Annotated in this window: 22 protein-coding genes; 13 read left to right on the top strand and 9 right to left on the bottom strand. The window is 62.7% G+C overall.

Annotation, left to right across the window (positions count from 1 at the left end):
• Positions 1-31: 31 nt before the first annotated feature.
• Positions 32-694 carry an NADPH-dependent FMN reductase gene (locus P0D96_RS19560; RefSeq protein WP_408285219.1) on the bottom strand — a complete coding sequence of 221 codons (663 nt, stop codon included), beginning with the start codon at positions 692-694 and terminating at the stop codon, positions 32-34.
• A 460-nt stretch (positions 695-1154) separates the two neighbouring features.
• Here P0D96_RS19560 and P0D96_RS19555 point away from each other — a divergent pair, with 460 nt between their 5' ends.
• Positions 1155-1832, top strand: coding sequence for a J domain-containing protein (locus P0D96_RS19555; protein WP_408178143.1), 678 nt, complete (start codon positions 1155-1157; stop codon positions 1830-1832).
• A gap of 4 nt (positions 1833-1836) precedes the next feature.
• Here P0D96_RS19555 and P0D96_RS19550 read toward each other — a convergent pair whose 3' ends face one another.
• Positions 1837-2502, bottom strand: a complete 666-nt coding sequence (locus P0D96_RS19550) for a gamma-glutamylcyclotransferase (protein WP_408314895.1) — start codon at positions 2500-2502, stop codon at positions 1837-1839.
• Positions 2503-2866: 364 nt separating this feature from the next.
• Between P0D96_RS19550 and P0D96_RS19545 the strand changes: the two genes are divergently transcribed.
• The 3 genes from P0D96_RS19545 to P0D96_RS19535 all read left to right on the top strand — a co-directional run bounded on the left by P0D96_RS19545 (position 2867) and on the right by P0D96_RS19535 (position 5595).
• Positions 2867-4435 (top strand): MFS transporter, encoded by a 1569-nt coding sequence (locus tag P0D96_RS19545; RefSeq protein ID WP_408314893.1) that lies wholly within the window; start codon positions 2867-2869, stop codon positions 4433-4435.
• 209 nt (positions 4436-4644) lie between these two features.
• A complete protein-coding gene (locus P0D96_RS19540; RefSeq protein ID WP_132377499.1) occupies positions 4645-4845 on the top strand; it encodes a hypothetical protein in 201 nt (66 codons plus the stop codon).
• A gap of 225 nt (positions 4846-5070) precedes the next feature.
• Entirely contained in the window at positions 5071-5595 is a 525-nt protein-coding gene (locus P0D96_RS19535) for an arsenate-mycothiol transferase ArsC (protein WP_408314891.1), read from the top strand.
• Positions 5596-5655: 60 nt separating this feature from the next.
• On the opposite strand, the gene P0D96_RS19530 is transcribed toward P0D96_RS19535, so the two are convergent.
• The 3 genes from P0D96_RS19530 to P0D96_RS19520 form a co-directional block, all read right to left on the bottom strand.
• Positions 5656-5937 (bottom strand): hypothetical protein, encoded by a 282-nt coding sequence (locus P0D96_RS19530; RefSeq protein ID WP_408314889.1) that lies wholly within the window; start codon positions 5935-5937, stop codon positions 5656-5658.
• 308 nt (positions 5938-6245) lie between these two features.
• Positions 6246-6572 (bottom strand): H-NS histone family protein, encoded by a 327-nt coding sequence (locus P0D96_RS19525; protein ID WP_132377496.1) that lies wholly within the window; start codon positions 6570-6572, stop codon positions 6246-6248.
• A gap of 137 nt (positions 6573-6709) precedes the next feature.
• Positions 6710-6907 (bottom strand): hypothetical protein, encoded by a 198-nt coding sequence (locus P0D96_RS19520; RefSeq protein ID WP_408314888.1) that lies wholly within the window; start codon positions 6905-6907, stop codon positions 6710-6712.
• A 438-nt stretch (positions 6908-7345) separates the two neighbouring features.
• Here P0D96_RS19520 and P0D96_RS19515 point away from each other — a divergent pair, with 438 nt between their 5' ends.
• Complete coding sequence (locus tag P0D96_RS19515) at positions 7346-7663, top strand: hypothetical protein (protein WP_408314886.1); 318 nt, start codon at positions 7346-7348, stop codon at positions 7661-7663.
• 58 nt (positions 7664-7721) lie between these two features.
• On the opposite strand, the gene P0D96_RS19510 is transcribed toward P0D96_RS19515, so the two are convergent.
• A complete protein-coding gene (locus P0D96_RS19510) occupies positions 7722-7994 on the bottom strand; it encodes a hypothetical protein (protein WP_408178137.1) in 273 nt (90 codons plus the stop codon).
• A 388-nt stretch (positions 7995-8382) separates the two neighbouring features.
• On the opposite strand from P0D96_RS19510, the gene P0D96_RS19505 reads away from it, so the two are divergent.
• The 5 genes from P0D96_RS19505 (at position 8383) to lhpH (ending at position 13255) form a co-directional block, all read left to right on the top strand.
• Positions 8383-9630 (top strand): MFS transporter, encoded by a 1248-nt coding sequence (locus P0D96_RS19505; protein WP_408314884.1) that lies wholly within the window; start codon positions 8383-8385, stop codon positions 9628-9630.
• Between the two features lie 90 nt (positions 9631-9720).
• Positions 9721-10068, top strand: a complete 348-nt coding sequence (locus tag P0D96_RS19500; protein WP_408178135.1) for a lysozyme inhibitor LprI family protein — start codon at positions 9721-9723, stop codon at positions 10066-10068.
• A 189-nt stretch (positions 10069-10257) separates the two neighbouring features.
• The gene (locus tag P0D96_RS19495; protein ID WP_132377491.1) at positions 10258-10968 is read left to right on the top strand and encodes a lysophospholipid acyltransferase family protein; all 711 of its coding nucleotides are present in this window, start codon (positions 10258-10260) and stop codon (positions 10966-10968) included.
• 124 nt (positions 10969-11092) lie between these two features.
• Positions 11093-12214, top strand: a complete 1122-nt coding sequence (locus P0D96_RS19490; RefSeq protein WP_408178134.1) for a branched-chain amino acid ABC transporter substrate-binding protein — start codon at positions 11093-11095, stop codon at positions 12212-12214.
• 33 nt (positions 12215-12247) lie between these two features.
• Complete coding sequence (gene lhpH, locus P0D96_RS19485; RefSeq protein WP_408314882.1) at positions 12248-13255, top strand: trans-3-hydroxy-L-proline dehydratase; 1008 nt, start codon at positions 12248-12250, stop codon at positions 13253-13255.
• Positions 13256-13274: 19 nt separating this feature from the next.
• Here the strand turns inward: lhpH and P0D96_RS19480 are convergent, their stop codons facing one another.
• The 3 genes from P0D96_RS19480 to P0D96_RS19470 form a co-directional block, all read right to left on the bottom strand.
• On the bottom strand, positions 13275-13973 hold the full coding sequence (locus tag P0D96_RS19480; protein WP_408314880.1) for an SDR family NAD(P)-dependent oxidoreductase: 699 nt from the start codon (positions 13971-13973) through the stop codon (positions 13275-13277).
• 116 nt (positions 13974-14089) lie between these two features.
• Positions 14090-14299, bottom strand: coding sequence for a hypothetical protein (locus P0D96_RS19475; RefSeq protein ID WP_408285191.1), 210 nt, complete (start codon positions 14297-14299; stop codon positions 14090-14092).
• A gap of 281 nt (positions 14300-14580) precedes the next feature.
• Complete coding sequence (locus P0D96_RS19470; RefSeq protein ID WP_408178131.1) at positions 14581-14811, bottom strand: hypothetical protein; 231 nt, start codon at positions 14809-14811, stop codon at positions 14581-14583.
• Between the two features lie 284 nt (positions 14812-15095).
• Between P0D96_RS19470 and P0D96_RS19465 the strand changes: the two genes are divergently transcribed.
• The 3 genes from P0D96_RS19465 to rhmD all read left to right on the top strand — a co-directional run bounded on the left by P0D96_RS19465 (position 15096) and on the right by rhmD (position 18486).
• Positions 15096-15848, top strand: coding sequence for an SDR family NAD(P)-dependent oxidoreductase (locus P0D96_RS19465; protein WP_132377485.1), 753 nt, complete (start codon positions 15096-15098; stop codon positions 15846-15848).
• Positions 15849-15942: 94 nt separating this feature from the next.
• Complete coding sequence (locus P0D96_RS19460) at positions 15943-17271, top strand: MFS transporter (protein ID WP_408285188.1); 1329 nt, start codon at positions 15943-15945, stop codon at positions 17269-17271.
• A 36-nt stretch (positions 17272-17307) separates the two neighbouring features.
• A complete protein-coding gene (gene rhmD / locus P0D96_RS19455) occupies positions 17308-18486 on the top strand; it encodes an L-rhamnonate dehydratase (RefSeq protein ID WP_012427543.1) in 1179 nt (392 codons plus the stop codon).
• Positions 18487-18529: the final 43 nt, after the last annotated feature.

Below are 18529 nucleotides of genomic sequence, written 5' to 3'. Positions count from 1 at the left end.
GGATGTAAACCGGGGGACTTAAACCGGGGATTTAAACCGCGTGCAGGAGGCGAGCGGGTTGTGCTTCCTTGAGCGCGGTGCCGGCAAGCGGCGCGGCGTCCGGCGTGCGGTGTGTGTTGAATGCCAGCGCGAATTGCGCGGCCTGCTGGCCGACGGTGGCGAGTTGATCGATCACCTTCGCGTCGGAACAGGTATCGACGGTGTCGAAGCGCGTTTCCAGCGTGTTGATGCCAGCGCCGAACGGCGTTGGCCAGCCGCGCAACGCGTGGACGATCGAGCGCAACGACGTCAGCACCGATCCCGCGGCCTGCCAGCCATACGCGGTGACGATACAGCCAACCGCCCGGCCATCCAGATAGGGGCGCTCGTCGGCGCGCAATTCCTCGAGCGTGTCGAGCGCGTTCTTGACGAGACCGGACACGCCGCCGTGATAGCCGGGCGTGGCGATGATCAACGCGTCCGCGTGGCGCACCGCCTCGATCAGTTCAAGCTGTTCGTCCGTGCGGTGAGCCTGTTCCGGGGCGTAGTGGGGCAGGCTATGCAGGAAGGTGCCGCCGAACAGGCGGGTGTTCGCGCCGGCTGCTTGCGCGCCGCGCAACGCGAAGCCGAGCGCGCGTTCGGTCGACGAGGCGGCGCGTGTCGTGCCGCCAATGCCGATGACGAGCGGCCGGCGATGATGATCGAAACTGGTCAACGAAATGCTCCTTCGGTAGCGGCTCACGGCGCGCCGGCGCGGGGCTGCGCGCAGCGGGCCGGGGCGAACCGGACTTTGAAGTGTCATCTTAATCAGCGCCGGGCGCCGCACGAAGCGACTTTTTGTTCTAACGATATAACCGCGCGGCGTGTTGCCGGCGCGGCGGCGCGCCCGCAGCCGGCGTCGTGGAGCCCATGCCGCGTCCGCTGCAATGCACTTGAAGCCGCGCCGGATAAGCATATGGCGAAGCATTGTTTGGGGGCGCGATGACCTGCGGCTATCATCGAATCGTCTCCTCCATGACACCTCCTTGACATGGGACTCGGCCTCGCCACGCCAGTGGCGGGGCCTTTTTTTATCCGCCGGCTGAAGGGCGCACACGCGGGCCACTTCACGATAAAGCCGTTTTTTGCATGTTACGATCGACCGCGAAGCCAATCACGGCGAGGTCGAGCAAGCAATGGCAACTCTTTATGACACCCTCGGCGTGCCCACGCACGCCACTGACGAAGAAATCAAGCGGGCGTACCGCAAGGCCGCGATGAAGTGGCATCCCGACCGCAATAGCGGCGCCGAAGAAGTGGCACGCGCCACCTTTCAGGAAATCAAGGACGCGTACGCGATCCTCTCCGACGCCGCGCAGCGCAAGGTGTACGACGCGGTGTACGCCGAGCAGATGCGCAGTTGGGAAGCGCAGCACGCACGCCAGCAGAAGGCGCAAGCCGAGCGCGAAGCGGCGGCGCGCGCTGCCGACGAAGCCGCGTATGCGGAGATGGTCTCGCTCGCCATGCGTTTCGCCGACGACGGCCACAACCGCGATGTGCTGTTCGGCGTGCTGCTCGGGCGCCAATGCGAGGCACGGCGAGCCGCGCAGATCGCGGACAGCGTGTCGGCGTTGCAGGCCTCGCGCCGCGAAGCGGCGAAGGCGGAGGCCGAGGCCGAGGCCGCAGAGGCGTCTGAGGTCTCCGATGTTTCAGCCCAGTCCGAGGCAACTTCAGTGAAACAGGACGCCGCCAGGCATGGCGCGCCGGCCGGCCGCGCCAATTCGGGCAAGCGCGAAGAACCCGCTGCCGAGACCCATCCGGCCGGCGTACTCGAAGGTTTGTGGTTTCAGTTCCTCAACGGCTTGCGGTTTTGACGCATCACGCCGGCTGCCGGGCGATTCGCGTCAGTTCTGAGGCGAGTTCGCCGATATAAGGATCGTTCAGGCCGCAGTCTGCGAGCGCGCTCTGCAGCTTGAACACGTACTCCGCGTTGGTGCCGAACAGACCGGTCGCCACCGCCATCAACGGTGCGATCAGCGGTGCTCGCGCGTCGCCTTCGTATTGCGAATTCCCGTGATCCGCCACAAAGGCGATCGCCGATAGTTCGGTGCCGTCCTCGAGCGTGAGCGGCGCCCACGTCGGACGATAGGCGCCGGTCACCATCTCGCGAATCCAGAGAATGCGCAGCTCTTCTTCGAGCGTCTCGCCGCACAGGCGCAACGCGACGCCTTGCGTGCTGCCGCCCTGTTCGAGCGAAAGCATGCGGCCCGGCTGCTGCGGCGTGCCGCGTCCGGCGATCATGCGGATGCAGAAGCTGCGATGCCAGCCGTGCAGGGTCGCGATGCGGCGGCTGTCGAAGTCCGAGATCGGATTCCACATCAGCGAGCCGTAGGCGAAGACCCAGACATCGCCGGTGTCCGGACGCTGCTGCATGGTGTGCGCGAGCGACGCGTCGATTTGCGCCTGCGTCCACAGCATTTCCTTGGGCAGCGATTCAAAACTTTCGAGGTAGGCGCCCGAGCTAATGGCGTTTCTGTTCAGCATCCCGTGATTTCCGTCGTGGTGTGGCGTGGCGCTCGGCCGGTCGGCATGACGTCCGCGCAAAAACTCTCAAGCTCAGTATGAAGGCGGGACTGGCCGCGATAAATCCGTCTGGGGTAAATAGTGCGTCGCGCTCAGCAGCACAATCGGCGGGCACGCAACGCCGAATGCCCTGGCGGCGGGCCGGGCCAGGCGGCGGCGATTGCCGCATTTCAGGCGGCTCAGTGACGACAAGCACGCTCTTTATCCGTCGCCAATCCGCCAACAAAATAGCGACCTTGAGCGCTTGACGAAGCGCGCTCGGCCCGCGCCTGGCCGGTGCCCGATCGTCCGCGCCACTTCCGGATTCTTATCGAAGGGCCAGTTGATGAACACTGCAACCTCATACAAAACGGACAGCGGCAAACCGCTGATTCTCGCCGCCGTCTGTCTCGCCGCGCTGGTGCTGCCGCTAGCTTTTTCCGGCGGCGCGGTCGCGACGCCCGCAATCGGGCGCGACCTGGGCGGCAGCGCGAGCGCGTTGACCTGGGTCACGAATGCCTTCATGCTCAGTTTCGGCAGCCTGCTGATGGCCGCCGGTGCGCTCGCCGACCAGTTCGGCCGCAAGCGGCTTTTCGTGAGCGGCCTGGGCGGCTTCATCGTGACCTCGCTGGCGATGAGTTTCGCGCCGTCCGTCGTCTGGCTCGACGTCTTGCGCGCGATGCAGGGCGTCTGCGCGGCGGCGTCGCTGGCGAGTGGATCGGCGGCGCTCGCGCAGGAATTCGACGGCCACGCCCGCACCCGGGCGTTCAGCATGCTGGGCACGAGCTTCGGCATCGGACTCGCGTTCGGTCCGCTGATGGCCGGCGCGTTGATCACGCACTTCGGCTGGCGCGCGATCTTCCTGGCGATTGCCGCGATCGGCGCGCTGGCCTTCATCTTCGGCGTGCCGCGTATGCGCGAGACGCGCGATCCGGTCGCAAGCGGCCTCGACTGGCCGGGTACGATCACCTTCACCGCCACGCTGGCGCTCTTCACTTTCGCCGTGATCCAGGCGCCGCAAAGCAGCTGGTCGAGCCCGCTGGTGGCCGGCACGCTGGCGGCGTCGGCGCTGTTGCTGGCGGCGTTCGTGCTAGTGGAAATGCGCGTCGCGCGGCCGATGCTCGAACTGAGCCTGTTCCGCTATCCGCGCTTCGTGGGGGTGCAGATTCTGCCGGTCGGCACCTGCTATTGCTACATCGTGCTCATCGTGATGCTGCCGCTGCGCTTTATCGGCGCCGAAGGTCTCAGCGAGATGGACGCCGGTCTTCTGATGATCGCGCTATCGGCGCCGATGCTCGTCGTGCCGATGCTCGCCGCTTCACTCACGCGCTGGATCTCGGCGGGCGTGTTGTCGGGTATCGGTTTTCTGGTCGCCGCAGCGGGGCTTTGCTGGTTGAGCCGCGTCGACATGAGCGCCTCGCGGGCGTCGATCATCCTGCCGATGCTTGTAACCGGCATCGGCGCGGGCATGCCGTGGGGTTTGATGGACGGCCTCTCGGTAAGCGTCGTGCCGAAGGAACGGGCGGGCATGGCGTCGGGCATTTTCAGCACGACGCGCGTGGCGGGCGAGGGCATCGCGCTGGCCATCGTCACGGCTTTGCTCGCCGGACTGGCGCAGGCGAGCCTCGCGCGACTCGTGCCGCACGCCGACCCCGCGATGGCCGCCCATCTCGCCGAAGCCGCGCAGCGGTTGACGACGGGCGGCCTGGCGCAAGCGGCCGCGAGCCTGCCCCAAATCGGCAGGCGCGAACTGGCGCTGACCTACACTCACGCGTTCACTCGCCTGTTGCACGTGTTGATCGCGATCACGCTGCTGTCCGCATTTGCGTCGTTCGCGTTTTTGAGTCGCACAGGATCGCGCGACGATCGAAGCGGCGAGCCGCAATGCGAGACCACCGAATCCGCAGCCGTGTGAGGAATGACGCTCTGGCCGGTAGGCGATAGAGGTAGACCGAATTGATATAGACAGCGGCCTTTAGCGTTCGAATTTGCACTTCTAGAATCAATGACACGTCCGCGACAGTGGTCGCTCGAACGCCGCCGTGAAGAGCGACGCCTGCTCATTGCCACGCGGTCCTGCTTCGTTTGACTTTCACGCAGTCAATCCTGAGAGGCACGACGGCTATGTTCACTTTCATCGTTGTAGTTGCGGTGGCGGCATTTGTTCCCTACGTCGCGGCACCGAGCATCGCCAATGGCGTCAAGGCAATCAGCAACCCGCCCGCGGCCATGATGTTCGACACGTCGCCCGCCGCGGCGTCCGACGGAAACGACGCGGCCAACCGGATCGTCTCCGACCGACGCGAGAGCGACGCTGCTGTCTGAAGCGCTCGATCCCGGCTGGCGCCCCACTGAAGGCTTAATGAAAGCTCGACGCTTGCGCTGGTACACTCCCGCGCAAGCGCGACGCGCGGTGCCCGTGAGCGACCAACCCTGGTACAAATTCTCGTGGCGCAACAAATTTGAACATCGTAGTGTCACGAGGGCGCAAGACTGAGCCGGCAGAATTGCACACAGAATCAAACAAAAAAACACGGGTACGGGGTAAGCGTGACCAGAAAATATAAGGTGCTGTTTCTCTGTCGAGAGAATTCAGCACGCAGCATCATTGCCGAAGCTTTGTTGCGGGAACTGGCGGGACACCGGTTCGACGCGTTCAGCGCGGGGCCGGAACCGGCCGCGCGGGTTCATCCATTCGCGGTCGCGCAATTGCGGCCCGGCATCTCGGACCTCGGCATTCTCAGCCCGAAAAGCTGGCTGGAATTCACCGGCGAGTGGGCACCGCGCATGGATCTAGTCGTCGCGCTCGACGAATCCGTCGACGCACATCACACGCCCGCGTTTCCTGGCGAGCCTGCGGCGTGCACCTGGACCTTCGCCGATCCGCTTGCCGACGACATCGCCGAGTCCGAGCGCGCGCGTCTATTCGAGAAGGTGTTCTGGCAAATCGTGCGGCAGATGAGCGCGTTTATCGAACTGCCGCAATATGCGACGCCGGCCAGCGTTGCGGCCACTGCGGCCGCGATCCCCGCTTTGAGCGCCTCGACGCAGCGCGTCACGACGTGTGACGCCTGAACACTTTGCGCAGGCGCCGCCTCGGTCTTAGTCAGGCCTGAGGCGAAACGCCAGCAAGAGTCACTGCGCGGGTTTCCCTGCATTCATTGAATCGCCGGGCGACACCGGCTGCGGTTTGCCATTGGCCGAATCCATGTTTTTCATGATGGTTCCCGGCATCGGGTCCAGTGGATTCGAGACGGGATCGCCCCAATTGGTCATGCCCGCGGTCGCCGCGCTGTGCGCGTTGCCTCCGCCGCTGCCGCCCTGGCCGTTGCCGCCGCCTTGTGCGAGCGCCGCACCGTTTGCCACGGAAAGCGCGGCGACGCACCCCAGCATGATTTTCAGCATTGAGTTGCGCATGACCTTTCTCCTTGCGAGCTCATCGGCATCAGGACCGCTGTGAGCCGAACGTATACGGCTCGTGATTGCCGTGAGCGGTCCTCGAGATGCAACGCGCCATTGCGCTGCTCTGTCGGGATATACGGCGGGCACAGGCGTCTGGATGCAAATGAGCAATGCGGGGCAACGCAGGTCAAGCGCACGCGACAACGCATCACATGCGTGCGTGGCACGGGTACAGGCGTGCTTGCGAATCTGCCGAAACAGCGATTTCCACGGAGGAAGTGCGGGGTGATTTCTCTACGCTAGCGGCTGGAAAATGCGGTGGTCTATCGGTTGTTCGAACGCGCAAGCGGGCTTCCGGCGAACGGGTCGTTCTGCCAGTCCACGCGCTTTTTCGGCTGCGGGGCAGGCGCCGGCGCGGCCGACAATTCAAAGTGGTCGATGGATTGACCTGCGCTGATTGCCTGTTTCAGCCACTGGGGCATTTCGCCCTGGCCGTCCCAGCTATCTCCAGTTGCGCTACGGTAGCGTTCAGCCTTTTGCGCGGCCGGCTCGGATGCCAGCACTGCAGCAAGGTCTTCTGGTTTGATGCCAAACTCTTCCATGCGATGGCGGAGATACGCAATCATGCTATCTCGCTTCCTTTCGTCCATAAGATATTCGTCCTTCTAAAACGTCCGGCGTTCTGTCAATTACAGATTGCAAGGGAAATCCGCGAAAGCATCGGCCCATATAAATGGGGACGGCCCGCGGTGTGGTTATCGATTGAAGGAAATTCCAAAGGCAGCATTTAAAAACGTCGCACCATATATCGCGGCGCAGCAATTAGCCGACCCGGCCGCCTATCAAATTCAGGGATGTCGATCAGTGAATATTCAAGCGCTTTGCCGCGCGGCAAGGAAGGCTGCGTACGACTCACGCTGAGCCTCATGCCCACAAGGGAAAAAACGGTATTGACGATGCACTGATTGCGGCAGGCCGGTTTCATCTCCACGCTCCGTCTCTCGCCGGTACTTCGCGTGGGGCCGATTATTGACGTTATGTCAGCATCATAACGCACTGTGCGGCCAACGCACGTACCGGTCTGGATGATTTTGTGCAAATCCCTTCTATCGAACTACTCCGGCTGCGGCAGACCGGACCGGGTGTTCCGCGATTGAATTCCTGATTGGCCGAGCTATAAAGAAAACAGCGGAGCCAAAATCCGTGCTTCCAGCCTGCGGCGACTGATTCCGGCCAGCCGCGAGAACGCGTCCGACATCGGTTGCAGGTCTGGCAACTCATTACTCGTTTAGTTCGATGACTCGCCGCAGCAGTTGGCATCGGCATCGACTCGTCCGTCAGCCCATTGGGCAGCCTGGCTTTTTTTCGCGGATCAATTCTTTGGAGGACGAGAACTGCTGCGCCGGATTCAAGGAGTCTGGACATGAAACTACGATTATGGATGGCGCTGGCCAGCGCCGTGCTTCTGCTGGTGCCGAAAACTGCGGCCGCGCTGGGCATCGAAGGCCAGCAGAGCACCGGCATGTCGGGCCGCGCGCTGATGCAGCAGAACGCGAACGAATCGGCGCAAGCGACGACCGACATGTCGTTCAGCGAATCGGGACAGGGCATGCCCGGCGCCCAGCCGGTGCGCAACGTGTCCTACGGAGGCGTGGCCACGGGGCAATCGGAAGCGGGAGGCCGGCAAGGCCAGCCCTGCACGTCTTCTGGGCCGCAATGCAGAATCTATTTTGGTCAATGACGGTCTATCTTTGGGAATGCGGTGCGCGATGGCGGGCACCGCTTCCCGTCAGCTGCCGTTATGCGAATGCCATTGTGTGTAGCGGATGATCGGCGCGCTCGCCGAAACGACCCATCATCGTGTTGAAGCCCTGTCCTTCCACGGCGGCGCGCTCGCTGAATCCGCGCAATTCGTCGAGCAGTGCGCGCCACGACGCATGCCAGCGCGTTTCCTTGATGCACGTCCCCAACGAATCCGCGATGCGCAGCACGCCGTTGTCCGGATAGAAGGTGACGGTGAGCGGCATGCCGTCGATCACGCAAGTGGCGGTGCAAGGGCGGGTAGTAACCATGGGCGATGTCCTCTTTTCTTGTGAGCGGATGAGCGGTTGTTAAAAATGCTGACGTGCGCTTCAGCAAGCGCTGTGCCCAGGTGACGCTCGCGCTTCGCCATGCCCTGCCGCGTCATTCGCAAGCTGGCAGCCAAGCGTGAGATCCGCACCAATAACCCCACGCTCGACTGCAATTTTCCGGAGTCGTCAGCGAGCGAATTAATACGATGTTATGGTGTAGTCCATTCGGGTTTTCACCCGCTGATTGTCCAGACTGCAATCGCGTCACTTTCCGGCAAGCAGGCCAATATGGCCTGCTTTTTTAATCGTGCCGGGCGATCTGCGACTGGATTAGCGCGGTGCGGCCGCTCCAATCCCACCCGTTGTTAAGAGACTCGCAAACAATACTATGTTGATCGAAGACAATCTGCCCGCGAGCACCGCCTCGCTGGACGATGGCGCCTCGTCGTCCCTGCGTTCCTGGTTGGCTGTCATGGCTGTCGCCATTGGCGCGTTCGCTTTCGTGACGACGGAGTTCTTGCCGGTCGGACTGTTGCCGCGCGTCGCCGCCGATCTGGGCGTGTTGCCCGGCACGGCCGGCCTGATGGTCACCGTCCCCGGCGTCATCGCGGCTATTTCAGCGCCGGGTCTGATGCTGGTGGCGGGGCGCATGGATCGCCGGCGGGTCTTTCTTTTACTGACGGCTTTGCTGCTGGCGTCGAATCTGATTTCCGCGTTTGCGCCGAATTTCCTCTGCATGCTGCTCGGGCGCGCGCTGCTCGGCGCCGCGCTGGGCGGTTTCTGGACACTGGCCACGGCGGCCTCCGGGCGTCTCGTGAAGCCGAAGGATTCGGCACGCGCCATGGCGACGATCCTCACCGGCGTGACGTGCGCAACGGTGATCGGCGTGCCGCTCGGCACGTTCATCGCGAGCTTCGCATCATGGCGCGTGTCGTTCATGGCGACCGGCGTGCTGGTCGCGGTCGCGCTGATCGCGCAATTCTTCTTCGTGCCGTCCTTGCCGTCGACTGCCGCGCTGCGTCTGCGTGATCTGGTGGCGCTGCTGCGCCAGCCGCATCCGCGCCGAAGCATGCTGATGGTGGCACTCGCTTTCGGCGCGCATTTTTCCTCGTACACGTACATCACGCCTTTCCTGCTGCGCAACGCGAATCTGGACATGTCGACCATCACGTGGCTGCTGCTTGGCTTTGGCATTATCGGGTTCTTCTCGAACTTCGCCGTATCGTCGACGGTCACGCGCAATCTGAAAGTGTCGGTTGGTGCGATGGTTTCACTGCTGATGTTCGCCCTGGTGTTGCTGCCGCTGCTGCAGCATTCGACGATCGGCGTCGTGGCGCTGGTGCTTGCGTGGGGCATTTCCTTCGGCGCGTTGCCGCTGTGTTTCAGCATCTGGATTCAGCGTGCCACGCCGGATTCGCCCGAAGCCGGCTCGGCATTGTTCGTGAGCATCATTCAGGTGGCGATTGCGCTGGGGTCGCTGGTGGGCGGCGTGGTGGTCGATCATGTGGGGATTTCCGCCGACTTTCTGTTCGGTAGCGGCCTCGCGCTGCTGGGGCTCGCCGCGCTGGCGAGCTTTGGCCGCAGCGAGCAGAAGGTCGCCACTGAAGCGGTGGCTTGCCCGGCGTGTACGGAATAATTGTCGGGTATCGGTCTAGCCGTTCGGACCATGCTCACGGTAGTTCAACTCGACCGCGAAAGAGTGATGAATCGACAACGCGATCAAGGCATGAAACGACACTTGCGATGGACGCTGTTGGCAATGGTCACGCTCAGTTCCGCGTCTGCATTCGCTGCCAGCTTCGACTGCGGCCGGGCGCGCTTGCCGGACGAAAAGGCCGTATGCGCATCACGGCAGCTGAGTGAGATGGACGTCGAAATGTCCGTGCGCTACCAGATGCTCACGGGCCTGGTTGCAATGGGCACGCGGGGCAATATGCAGGACGAGCAGCAGGTGTGGCTGAAGTCCAGAAAAGCATGCGGCGGTAATCAATCGTGTCTGCTCAATGCCTACCGGCGACGCATTGGCACGCTCAAGGACGACTATGCCCGGCTCGCGAGTCGGGGGCCGTTCTGAGTGCGCCGGGTGTCGTCCAGAAACGGATGCGTGATAAGAACGAGGAACGCAAGCCGAATTCGATCCGTCGGTGAGCGGCGGGAGCGCCCGGCGCGCGTCTCCCGCGCGCGACCGAACGTATCACTCACGTCGGAGTCTCAACGCGTTACCATGAAATCCTCCGCCGCTTACCATCCGATTCAGGTCCCGATGCGCTCAACTTTTACCAAATGGCTTTTTATCGTCTACCTGCTCGGTAGCGGCACGCTGTATTCAATCCTTATCCTGCTTCTCTTTCCCTTCGTCGGACGCGCTGGACGATACTGGCTCGCCAAGCAGTGGTGTCGTGCGCTGGTTTTCGTCATGCGTTGGCTACCCGGCGTTTCATGTTCGGTAGACGGGCTCGACAATCTTCCCGACGGCCCGGTGATCATCCTGAGCCGTCATGAGTCGACGTGGGAAACGCTCGCATTCCTCGCGCTTTTCCCGCGCCGCATCAGTTTTGTGTTCAAGGAGGATCTCCTGCGCATCCCGTTCTTCGGCTGGGTGTTGCGCGGCCTCGATATGGTCAGCCTGAATCGCGGTTCCGCGCGACAGGCTCACCAGGCTGTGACGAAGGAAAGCGCGGAGAGGCTGGCCAAGGGCGACGTCGTCGTCATTTTCCCGGAGGGCACCCGGGTGGCGCACGATGCACCGTTGCGAATGACGTCCGGCGGCGTTCGGCTGGCGTGCGCGACCGGCGTGCCGGCTGTGCCCGTGGTGTTGAACGCGGGCAAGGTCTGGCCGACGAAAGGCTGGCCCGACGGCCGCGGGCATATTCGCGTGGTGGTCGGCCCGCCGTTGTCTCCGCAGGACATGACCCAGCAGGAATTGAGTCACGCCGTCCACGAGTGGATGAAAAACGAACTGCTGCGGCTTTGATGATTTTCGAGCCGAGCGGTGACGCACGGATCATCTGGCGATGCGGAGCCTGGCGTACCGCTCGATTGAACTGGAACCCAATTGAGCATAAGGTGATTGCTCCCTAGTCCAATCGGAGTCCGGTATGCGATGTCTTGCAATGACTGCGGCCGCATTGATGGCCGCTGGTTTCACCCTGTCCGCGAGTGCCCAGGTTGTCGTCACCATCGGTCATTCGGCGCCGCTCACCGGTCCGCAGGCACCGAACGGCAAGGACAACGAGAACGGGGCGCGGCTCGCCATCGACGAGTTGAACAAGGCGGGCGTCACTGTCTCGGGTCAGAAGGTCACCTTTAAACTGGACTCGGAAGACGACCAGGCGGACCCGAAAATCGGCGTGCAGGTTGCGCAGAAACTGGTGGACAGCGGCGTAGTCGCGGTGGTCGGACCGTACAACTCGGGCGTGGCGATTCCCGCCTCGCGCGTCTACAACACCGGCAATGTGCCGATGCTGCCGGTCGCATCGAACCCGGCGCTGACCAAGCAGGGCTTCAAGAACATCTTCCGGATCGGCGCGAGCGACGAGCAACTGGGTGGCACGATGGGGCAGTTCGCCGCGAAGACCTTGAAGGCCAAGACGGCTGCTGTCATCGACGATCGCACGGCGTATGGTCAAGGCGTCGCCGAACAGTTCACGAAGGTCGCCAAGGCGAACGGCATTCAGATCGTGGCTCAGGAATTCACCAACTCGTCGGCGACCGACTTCCTCGGCATTCTGACGACCATCAAGGCCAAAAATCCCGATGTGATTTTCTTCGGCGGGTACGCGTCGCAGGGGGCGCCGATGGCCAAACAGATGCGCCAACGCGGACTGAGGGCGAAGCTGCTCGGCGGCGACGGCATCTGCTCGGCTGACATGGGCAAGGTTGCCGGCGAAGCGGCATCGATCGTGTATTGCGCGCAGGGCGGCATTGCGCTGGAGAAGACAGCGGCCGGCCGCGAATTTCTGCAAAAGTACAAGGCGGCCTATAACATCGATACGCAGGTCTATGCCGTGAGTTACTACGACGGCGTCAAGTTGCTGGCCGACGCGATGGTGAAGGCGGGAACCACAACGGACAAGGCCAAGCTGACCGCCCAACTCGCGAAGGAAAACTATAAGGGCGTCGCGGGCACCTATTCGTTCGACGAGTCCGGTGACCTGAAGGGCGCGCCGACCACCGTGTACGTCATCAAGAACGGCTTGCCGGTCCCTTACGGACAGTAACGGCAAGCGACCCATTGACTTCATGAAGCAAACATGAAAATTTCACGCACTATCCAGACTGTTGAAGTTCACACCGGCGGCGAGGCATTCCGCATTGTCACCAGCGGTTTGCCGCGTCTGCCCGGCGACACGATCGTCAAGCGGCGCGCATGGCTGAAGGAAAACGCCGACGATATCCGCCGGGCGTTGATGTTCGAACCGCGTGGGCATGCCGATATGTACGGCGGGTATCTGACAGAACCAGTCAGCCCGAATGCCGACTTCGGCATCATCTTCCTTCACAACGAAGGGTACAGCGACCATTGCGGCCACGGTGTCATCGCGCTGTCGACGGCGGCGGTCGAACTGGGTTGGGTTCAGCGTGAGATACCCGAAACGCGCGTGGGCATCGACGCGCCGTGCGGGTTCATCGAAGCATTCGTGAAGTGGGATGGCGAGCACGCCGGCAATGTCCGCTTCGTCAACGTGCCGTCGTTTATCTGGAAGCAGGACGTGACCGTCGAGACACCGTCGTTCGGTTCGGTGACGGGCGATATCGCGTTCGGCGGCGCGTTCTACTTTTACACCGACGGCGAGCCGCATGGTCTCGCGGTGCGGGAGTCGTCGGTGGAAGAGCTCATCCGCTTCGGCGATGAAGTCAAGCAGGCGGCCAACAAGGCGTTTCCTGTCGAGCATCCCTTCATCCCCGAGATCAACCACATCTACGGCACCATCATTGCAAATGCGCCGCGGCATGCGGATTCGACGCAAGCGAACTGTTGTGTGTTTGCCGATCGTGAGGTGGACCGCTCACCGACCGGCTCCGGAACGGGAGGCCGGGTCGCGCAGCTTTATTTGCGTGGAAAGCTGGGCAAGGACGACACCCTGGTGAACGAGTCCATTATCGGCACCGTGTTCAAAGGGCGCGTCCTGAGCGAAACCACGGTGGGCGATCTCAAGGCTGTCATTCCAGAAGTCGAAGGCAATGCCTTTGTGTGCGGCTTCGCGACCTGGATTATCGACGAGCGTGACCCGCTGACCCACGGATTTCTGGTGCGTTAGGTCAGACGAGCAACGAGGCCTAGAACCGCTCGACCCACGGGCGCAGTTCGACCTCCCACGTCCACGCGCTGCGATGCTGACGATGAATGTGAAGGTATTCCCTTGCAATGGCATCGGGGTCCAGCCATTTGTCGTCCGCGCCGCCTTCTTCCGGACCTCTCGCGCTGCTGGCGATGCCGCCGTCGATCACGAAATGGGCAACGTGAATGTTCTTTGGCGCCAACTCGCGCGCCATGCATTGGGCCATGCCCCGTAGCGCGAATTTGCCCATGGCGAATGGAGTGGAGCCGGGCAGTCCTTTCACGCTGGCAGTCGCGCCGGTCAGCAGCACAGTGCCGTGGCCGCGCGCCAACATGCGCACCGCCGCGGCCTGGGCCACGAGAAAGCCGCCGAGGGCGGTCACTTTGAAGGCGTCTTCGAGCTTCTGTGGCTCAATGGCGTCAACTGGTGCGCGATAGCGGCCGCTCGCGTTGTAGACGACGAGATCGGGGACGCCGAACGCTTTTTCCACACGCTCGAAGAGTGCCGTGACCTGGTCTGCTTGACTGGCGTCGCAACTCACGGGCAGGGCGCCCGTCTCATCGACCAGGTCCGTCAGCTTGCCGGTATCGCGGGCGGCGAGCGCGACCTGCATGCCCTCCGCCGAAAACAGGCGTGCGAGGGAGGCGCTCAAGCCCTTGCCCGCGCCGACAATCAATGCAGTCTCAGTTCGACTCATGGTTCCTCCGGAATCAACAGGGAAGCGCTGCGGCGTGTGTGTGCCGCATCATGCCTTGCTGATTGTAGGCGTTCACCGTGAATGGCACTGAGCTGACGGATGGTGGCGTCGCTTGCCTAAGGAGAGGCTTCGATCACGCTCCAGACCCGTTCGTCGGAGTCGCCCGTGAATTGTCTGGCGATAACGGCCCGGCACTTATCGCAGCGATAGTGCTCGAGGACGAGCGTGCCGTTGCACTCCGCGACACCGATGAGCGTGAGGTTTTCCTGCCGTTGCACATCGACTGGCAGGCCGTCGATGTAGGAGCATCCATCGCAGACTTCCATGGCGCCTCCTGACGTTCGCATCCATCGTTCGAAATGAGCCCGCGCGGAGCGGGCGAAGACTGATGCACCCGGTGACAGCGCGGGCCAAATCAGTATCCGGCTCGATGGAGCGGTTGTGCAAGTGCAAAAAAATAAAGTAAAAGGGGTTGGATGGGGCCGTCCCTCCGGGGTTTGAGCGCGATTGCGCTGCACTAGTATGGACCAGCGAGGCGTGCGCTGCCACAGGGATAAGGCGTCGTCCTGGCAACGGTGACGCAGGCACGGACGTCCAATGAAGCGCTCTACATCTTCGAGTCGACCCAGATACGCCCCCAAGCGGTTGCGTAGCCGATTGCCTGTTCGTGGTCGTAGAAAAAGTCTAGCGAGTTGAACGCGCGCGGAGGGCGTCCGGGTTCTTCGATGACGAGATCCGCCGAGTGCAAGCCATCGCCCGTGGGCGTCGTACTTGCACGCAGACCGAATCCCCGATGAAAACTGACTCTGCTGGCCGGTGTATTCAGCTGGATTTGCATTCGATTTTTATGGGCAACAACAGCCCGCTCTCTCTCTCTCTCAGTGGCGCGATTGTCCCGTCAATATATGAAGTTTCAATGACGGGGAGGGCGGATTAATACCAGGGTTTGCCTCGCTTTCCGCGATCCACTTTTGTTATCACCCCCTCCAATACTCGAATTGTTAGCGCATCGCAGCGCTCGTATATTGGCTGAACCGTCAGCACAAGCAGCACTGACAGCACAACCAGCCGGCATACAACAACACAAAGGCACGCCGCATAGGCCTGCCAAGGAGCACAGCGATGAATCGAATCGATCTGGAGGGGCGCGTAGTCGCCATTACCGGCGGCGCGCGTGGCATTGGCTACGCGGTGGCGCAACGGGCGCTGAACTCGGGCGCCTCGGTCGCGCTATGGGACGTGGACGCGGACCGCCTCGCGCGCAGCCAGCGTGAGCTTAGCGAACTGGGCAAAGTCACCGCGGTCACCGTCGAACTCACGCAGGAAGCCGCCGTCGCGCAGGCGGTGGCGCAAACCGTCGCGGATCATGGCGCGATCGACGTGCTGATCAATTGCGCCGGCATTACCGGCGGCAACGGCGCCACGTGGGAACTGGAGCCCGACGTCTGGCGCCGCGTGATCGACGTGAACCTGATCGGCCCGTATCTCACCTGTCGCGCGGTCGTGCCGCAAATGCTCAAGCAGGGCTATGGCCGGATCGTCAATATCGCCTCGGTGGCCGGCAAGGAGGGCAACCCGAACGCCTCGCACTACAGCGCCTCCAAGGCAGGTCTCATCGGCCTGACCAAATCGCTCGGCAAGGAACTCGCGACTAAGAACATTCTCGTCAATGCCGTCACACCGGCCGCGGCCAAAACCGAGATCTTCGATTCGATGTCGCAGCAGCACATCGACTACATGCTCTCGAAGATTCCGATGAACCGTTTCCTGTTGCCGGAAGAAGCGGCGTCGCTGATTCTGTGGCTCTCGTCCGAGGACTGCGCGTTCAGCACCGGATCGGTGTTCGACCTGTCCGGCGGTCGCGCAACGTACTGAGGCGACGCGGCATCACGCGAGCCTGATCTCAGTAGCGGTACGCAAGACAAGAAAACGCAGAGCCGCCGCCCGCGCGCTCTGCGAAGGAGACGACATGGAAGCGCCTGCGCCCGTTTCACTCGAGGCGATCAACAGCAAGGTTATGCGCCGGCTGCTGCCGTTTCTGCTGCTGATGTACGTGCTGGCGTTTCTCGATCGCGCCAATATCGGTTTCGCGCAGAAGGCCTTGCAGCACGATACCGGTCTGTCGAATGCGGCGTTTGCGTTCGGTGCGGGGGTGTTTTTCGTCGGCTATGCGTTGTTCGAGGTGCCGAGCAATCTTCTGTTGCATCGGGTCGGCGCGCGTGCCTGGATGTGCCGGATCATGGTGACGTGGGGGCTCGTATCGGCGGCCATGTGCCTTGCTCATACGCCAACCGCGTTCTACACGCTGCGGTTTCTGCTCGGCGTCGCCGAGGCGGGTTTCTTTCCCGGCGTGATCTATTATCTGACGCACTGGTTTCCGCAGTCGTCCCGGGCACGCGCGGTGGGCGTCTTCTATTTCGGCGCGCCGCTGGCGTTTATTTTCGGTAGCCCCTTGTCGGGCTCGCTGCTCGAATTGCACGGTGCACTTGGACTTACCGGCTGGCAATGGCTCTTTCTGGTGGAAGGCGCGCTGGCGTCAGTGGTCGGCGTGTGGGCCTTCTGGTATCTCGACAATCGTCCCGAAGATGCGCGTTGGCTCGAACCGCAAGAGCGCGCCAGCTTGCGCGCGGCTCTCGACGACGACGCACTGCTTGCGTCCGCGCACGGCCCGCATCGCATTCTCGCGGCGCTGGTGGACCGCCGTGTGTTGCTGCTGTCGGCGATCTATCTGCTGATCCAGATGAGCGTGTACGGCGTGATCTTTTATTTGCCGCAACAGGTGGCGGCATTCCTTGGCACGACGGTCGGTTTGCGCGTGGGACTCGTCGCCGCGTTGCCGTGGCTGTGCGCGCTGGCCGTGACCTGGTATGTGCCGCGGCGCGCGGATCGCACGGGTGAGCATCGGCGTTGGGCGGTGGCCTTGCTGATCGTCGCCGGGCTCGGCATCGGCGTGTCGGGACTCGTGCATAGCCCGCTGCTCGGCTTGCTCGCCCTTTGTTGTGCGGCGAGCGGTTTTATCGCGGCGCAGCCGCTCTTCTGGACCTTCCCCACGCGTTACCTCACGGGCGCTGCCGCGGCGGGCGGCATCGCCTTGATTAATTCGCTCGGCGGACTCGGCGGCTTCATCGCACCGAGCTTGCGCACCGCGGCGGAACACGCGTTTTCGTCGACGTCGGCGGGACTGGTCGTGCTGGGCGTGTCGAGTCTGCTCGCCGCGCTGCTGATCGGCACGCTCTTGCGCCGCGATCCCGCGCAGCCGCACACCACTTTCGAAACCTTACTGCATCGCGCCCGCTAGGCGCTCGCTCGACGCACTCATAACGGAGCCCCATTCATGGCCATGCCTACCATCCGGCACGTGCGTGCCTTCATCGTCCGCGGCGGCGGTGCGGATTATCACGACCAACCCGGCGGACACTGGATCGACGATCACATTTCCACGCCGATGGCGCGTTATCCGGAGTATCGGCAGAGCCGCCAGTCGTTCGGTATCAACGTGCTCGGCACGCTGGTGGTGGAGATCGAAGCGAGCGACGGCACCGTCGGTTTCGCGGTGACGACGGGCGGCGAGATCGGCGCATTCATCGTCGAGAAACATCTCGCGCGTTTTCTCGAAGGCCAACTCGTTACCGACATCGAGAAGATGTGGGATCAGATGTACTTCTCCACGTTGTACTACGGCCGCAAAGGCGTGGTGCTGAATACGATCTCGGGCGTCGATCTCGCGTTGTGGGATCTGCTCGCGAAAGTGCGCAAGGAGCCGGTGTACCAGCTATTGGGCGGTCCGGTGCGCGACGAACTCGTGTTCTACGCAACCGGCGCGCGGCCCGATCTCGCGAAGGAGATGGGTTTTATCGGCGGCAAGCTGCCGTTGCAGCACGGTCCGGCTGAAGGCGAAGCGGGCCTCAAGCAGAATCTGGAAAAGCTCGCGGACATGCGCAGCCGCGTCGGCGACGACTTCTGGCTGATGTACGACTGCTGGATGAGCCTCGACGTGCCGTATGCGACGCGGCTCGCGCAAGCGGCGCACGAATACGGCCTCAAGTGGATTGAAGAATGCCTGCCGCCCGACGACTACTGGGGTTACGCCGAACTGCGCCGCAACGTGCCGCGCGGCATGATGGTGTCGACCGGCGAACACGAAGCGACGCGCTGGGGCTTTCGCATGCTGCTCGAGATGCAATGTTGCGATCTGATTCAACCGGATGTCGGCTGGTGCGGCGGCATTACCGAATTGATCAAGATCTCCGCGTTAGCGGATGCCCATAATGTGATGGTCGTGCCGCACGGTTCATCGGTGTATAGCTATCACTTCGTGGTCACGCGGCACAACTCGCCGTTCGCCGAGTTTCTGATGATGGCGCCCAAGGCTGACGAGGTCGTGCCGATGTTCACGCCGCTGCTGCTCGACGAGCCGGTGCCGGTGAACGGACGCATGAAGGTGCCGGACACGCCGGGATTCGGTGTGAGGCTGAATCCGGAATGTGCATTGGTGCGGCCTTATCCGCGTTGATTACGCGCGTTGATTGCGTTAGTTGAGTTGCGGCGCTCGCTGC

It is taken from the genome of Paraburkholderia sp. RL17-347-BIC-D (assembly GCF_046027915.1).
Lineage (GTDB): Bacteria > Pseudomonadota > Gammaproteobacteria > Burkholderiales > Burkholderiaceae > Paraburkholderia.
This window is presented reverse-complemented; position numbering and strand designations above follow the sequence as displayed.

What these genes read in the sequence shown, in the direction of transcription:
- P0D96_RS19555 (WP_408178143.1), top strand. Translation starts at nt 1,155, where the DNA reads ATGGCAACTCTTTATGACACCCTCGGCGTGCCCACGCACGCCACTGAC.
- P0D96_RS19550 (WP_408314895.1), bottom strand. Translation starts at nt 2,502, where the DNA reads ATGCTGAACAGAAACGCCATTAGCTCGGGCGCCTACCTCGAAAGTTTT.
- P0D96_RS19545 (WP_408314893.1), top strand. Translation starts at nt 2,867, where the DNA reads ATGAACACTGCAACCTCATACAAAACGGACAGCGGCAAACCGCTGATT.
- P0D96_RS19540 (WP_132377499.1), top strand. Translation starts at nt 4,645, where the DNA reads ATGTTCACTTTCATCGTTGTAGTTGCGGTGGCGGCATTTGTTCCCTAC.
- P0D96_RS19530 (WP_408314889.1), bottom strand. Translation starts at nt 5,937, where the DNA reads ATGCGCAACTCAATGCTGAAAATCATGCTGGGGTGCGTCGCCGCGCTT.
- P0D96_RS19525 (WP_132377496.1), bottom strand. Translation starts at nt 6,572, where the DNA reads ATGGACGAAAGGAAGCGAGATAGCATGATTGCGTATCTCCGCCATCGC.
- P0D96_RS19520 (WP_408314888.1), bottom strand. Translation starts at nt 6,907, where the DNA reads ATGAAACCGGCCTGCCGCAATCAGTGCATCGTCAATACCGTTTTTTCC.
- P0D96_RS19515 (WP_408314886.1), top strand. Translation starts at nt 7,346, where the DNA reads ATGAAACTACGATTATGGATGGCGCTGGCCAGCGCCGTGCTTCTGCTG.
- P0D96_RS19510 (WP_408178137.1), bottom strand. Translation starts at nt 7,994, where the DNA reads ATGGTTACTACCCGCCCTTGCACCGCCACTTGCGTGATCGACGGCATG.
- P0D96_RS19505 (WP_408314884.1), top strand. Translation starts at nt 8,383, where the DNA reads ATGTTGATCGAAGACAATCTGCCCGCGAGCACCGCCTCGCTGGACGAT.
- P0D96_RS19500 (WP_408178135.1), top strand. Translation starts at nt 9,721, where the DNA reads ATGAAACGACACTTGCGATGGACGCTGTTGGCAATGGTCACGCTCAGT.
- P0D96_RS19495 (WP_132377491.1), top strand. Translation starts at nt 10,258, where the DNA reads ATGCGCTCAACTTTTACCAAATGGCTTTTTATCGTCTACCTGCTCGGT.
- P0D96_RS19490 (WP_408178134.1), top strand. Translation starts at nt 11,093, where the DNA reads ATGCGATGTCTTGCAATGACTGCGGCCGCATTGATGGCCGCTGGTTTC.
- lhpH (WP_408314882.1), top strand. Translation starts at nt 12,248, where the DNA reads ATGAAAATTTCACGCACTATCCAGACTGTTGAAGTTCACACCGGCGGC.
- P0D96_RS19480 (WP_408314880.1), bottom strand. Translation starts at nt 13,973, where the DNA reads ATGAGTCGAACTGAGACTGCATTGATTGTCGGCGCGGGCAAGGGCTTG.
- P0D96_RS19475 (WP_408285191.1), bottom strand. Translation starts at nt 14,299, where the DNA reads ATGGAAGTCTGCGATGGATGCTCCTACATCGACGGCCTGCCAGTCGAT.
- P0D96_RS19470 (WP_408178131.1), bottom strand. Translation starts at nt 14,811, where the DNA reads ATGCAAATCCAGCTGAATACACCGGCCAGCAGAGTCAGTTTTCATCGG.
- P0D96_RS19465 (WP_132377485.1), top strand. Translation starts at nt 15,096, where the DNA reads ATGAATCGAATCGATCTGGAGGGGCGCGTAGTCGCCATTACCGGCGGC.
- P0D96_RS19460 (WP_408285188.1), top strand. Translation starts at nt 15,943, where the DNA reads ATGGAAGCGCCTGCGCCCGTTTCACTCGAGGCGATCAACAGCAAGGTT.
- rhmD (WP_012427543.1), top strand. Translation starts at nt 17,308, where the DNA reads ATGGCCATGCCTACCATCCGGCACGTGCGTGCCTTCATCGTCCGCGGC.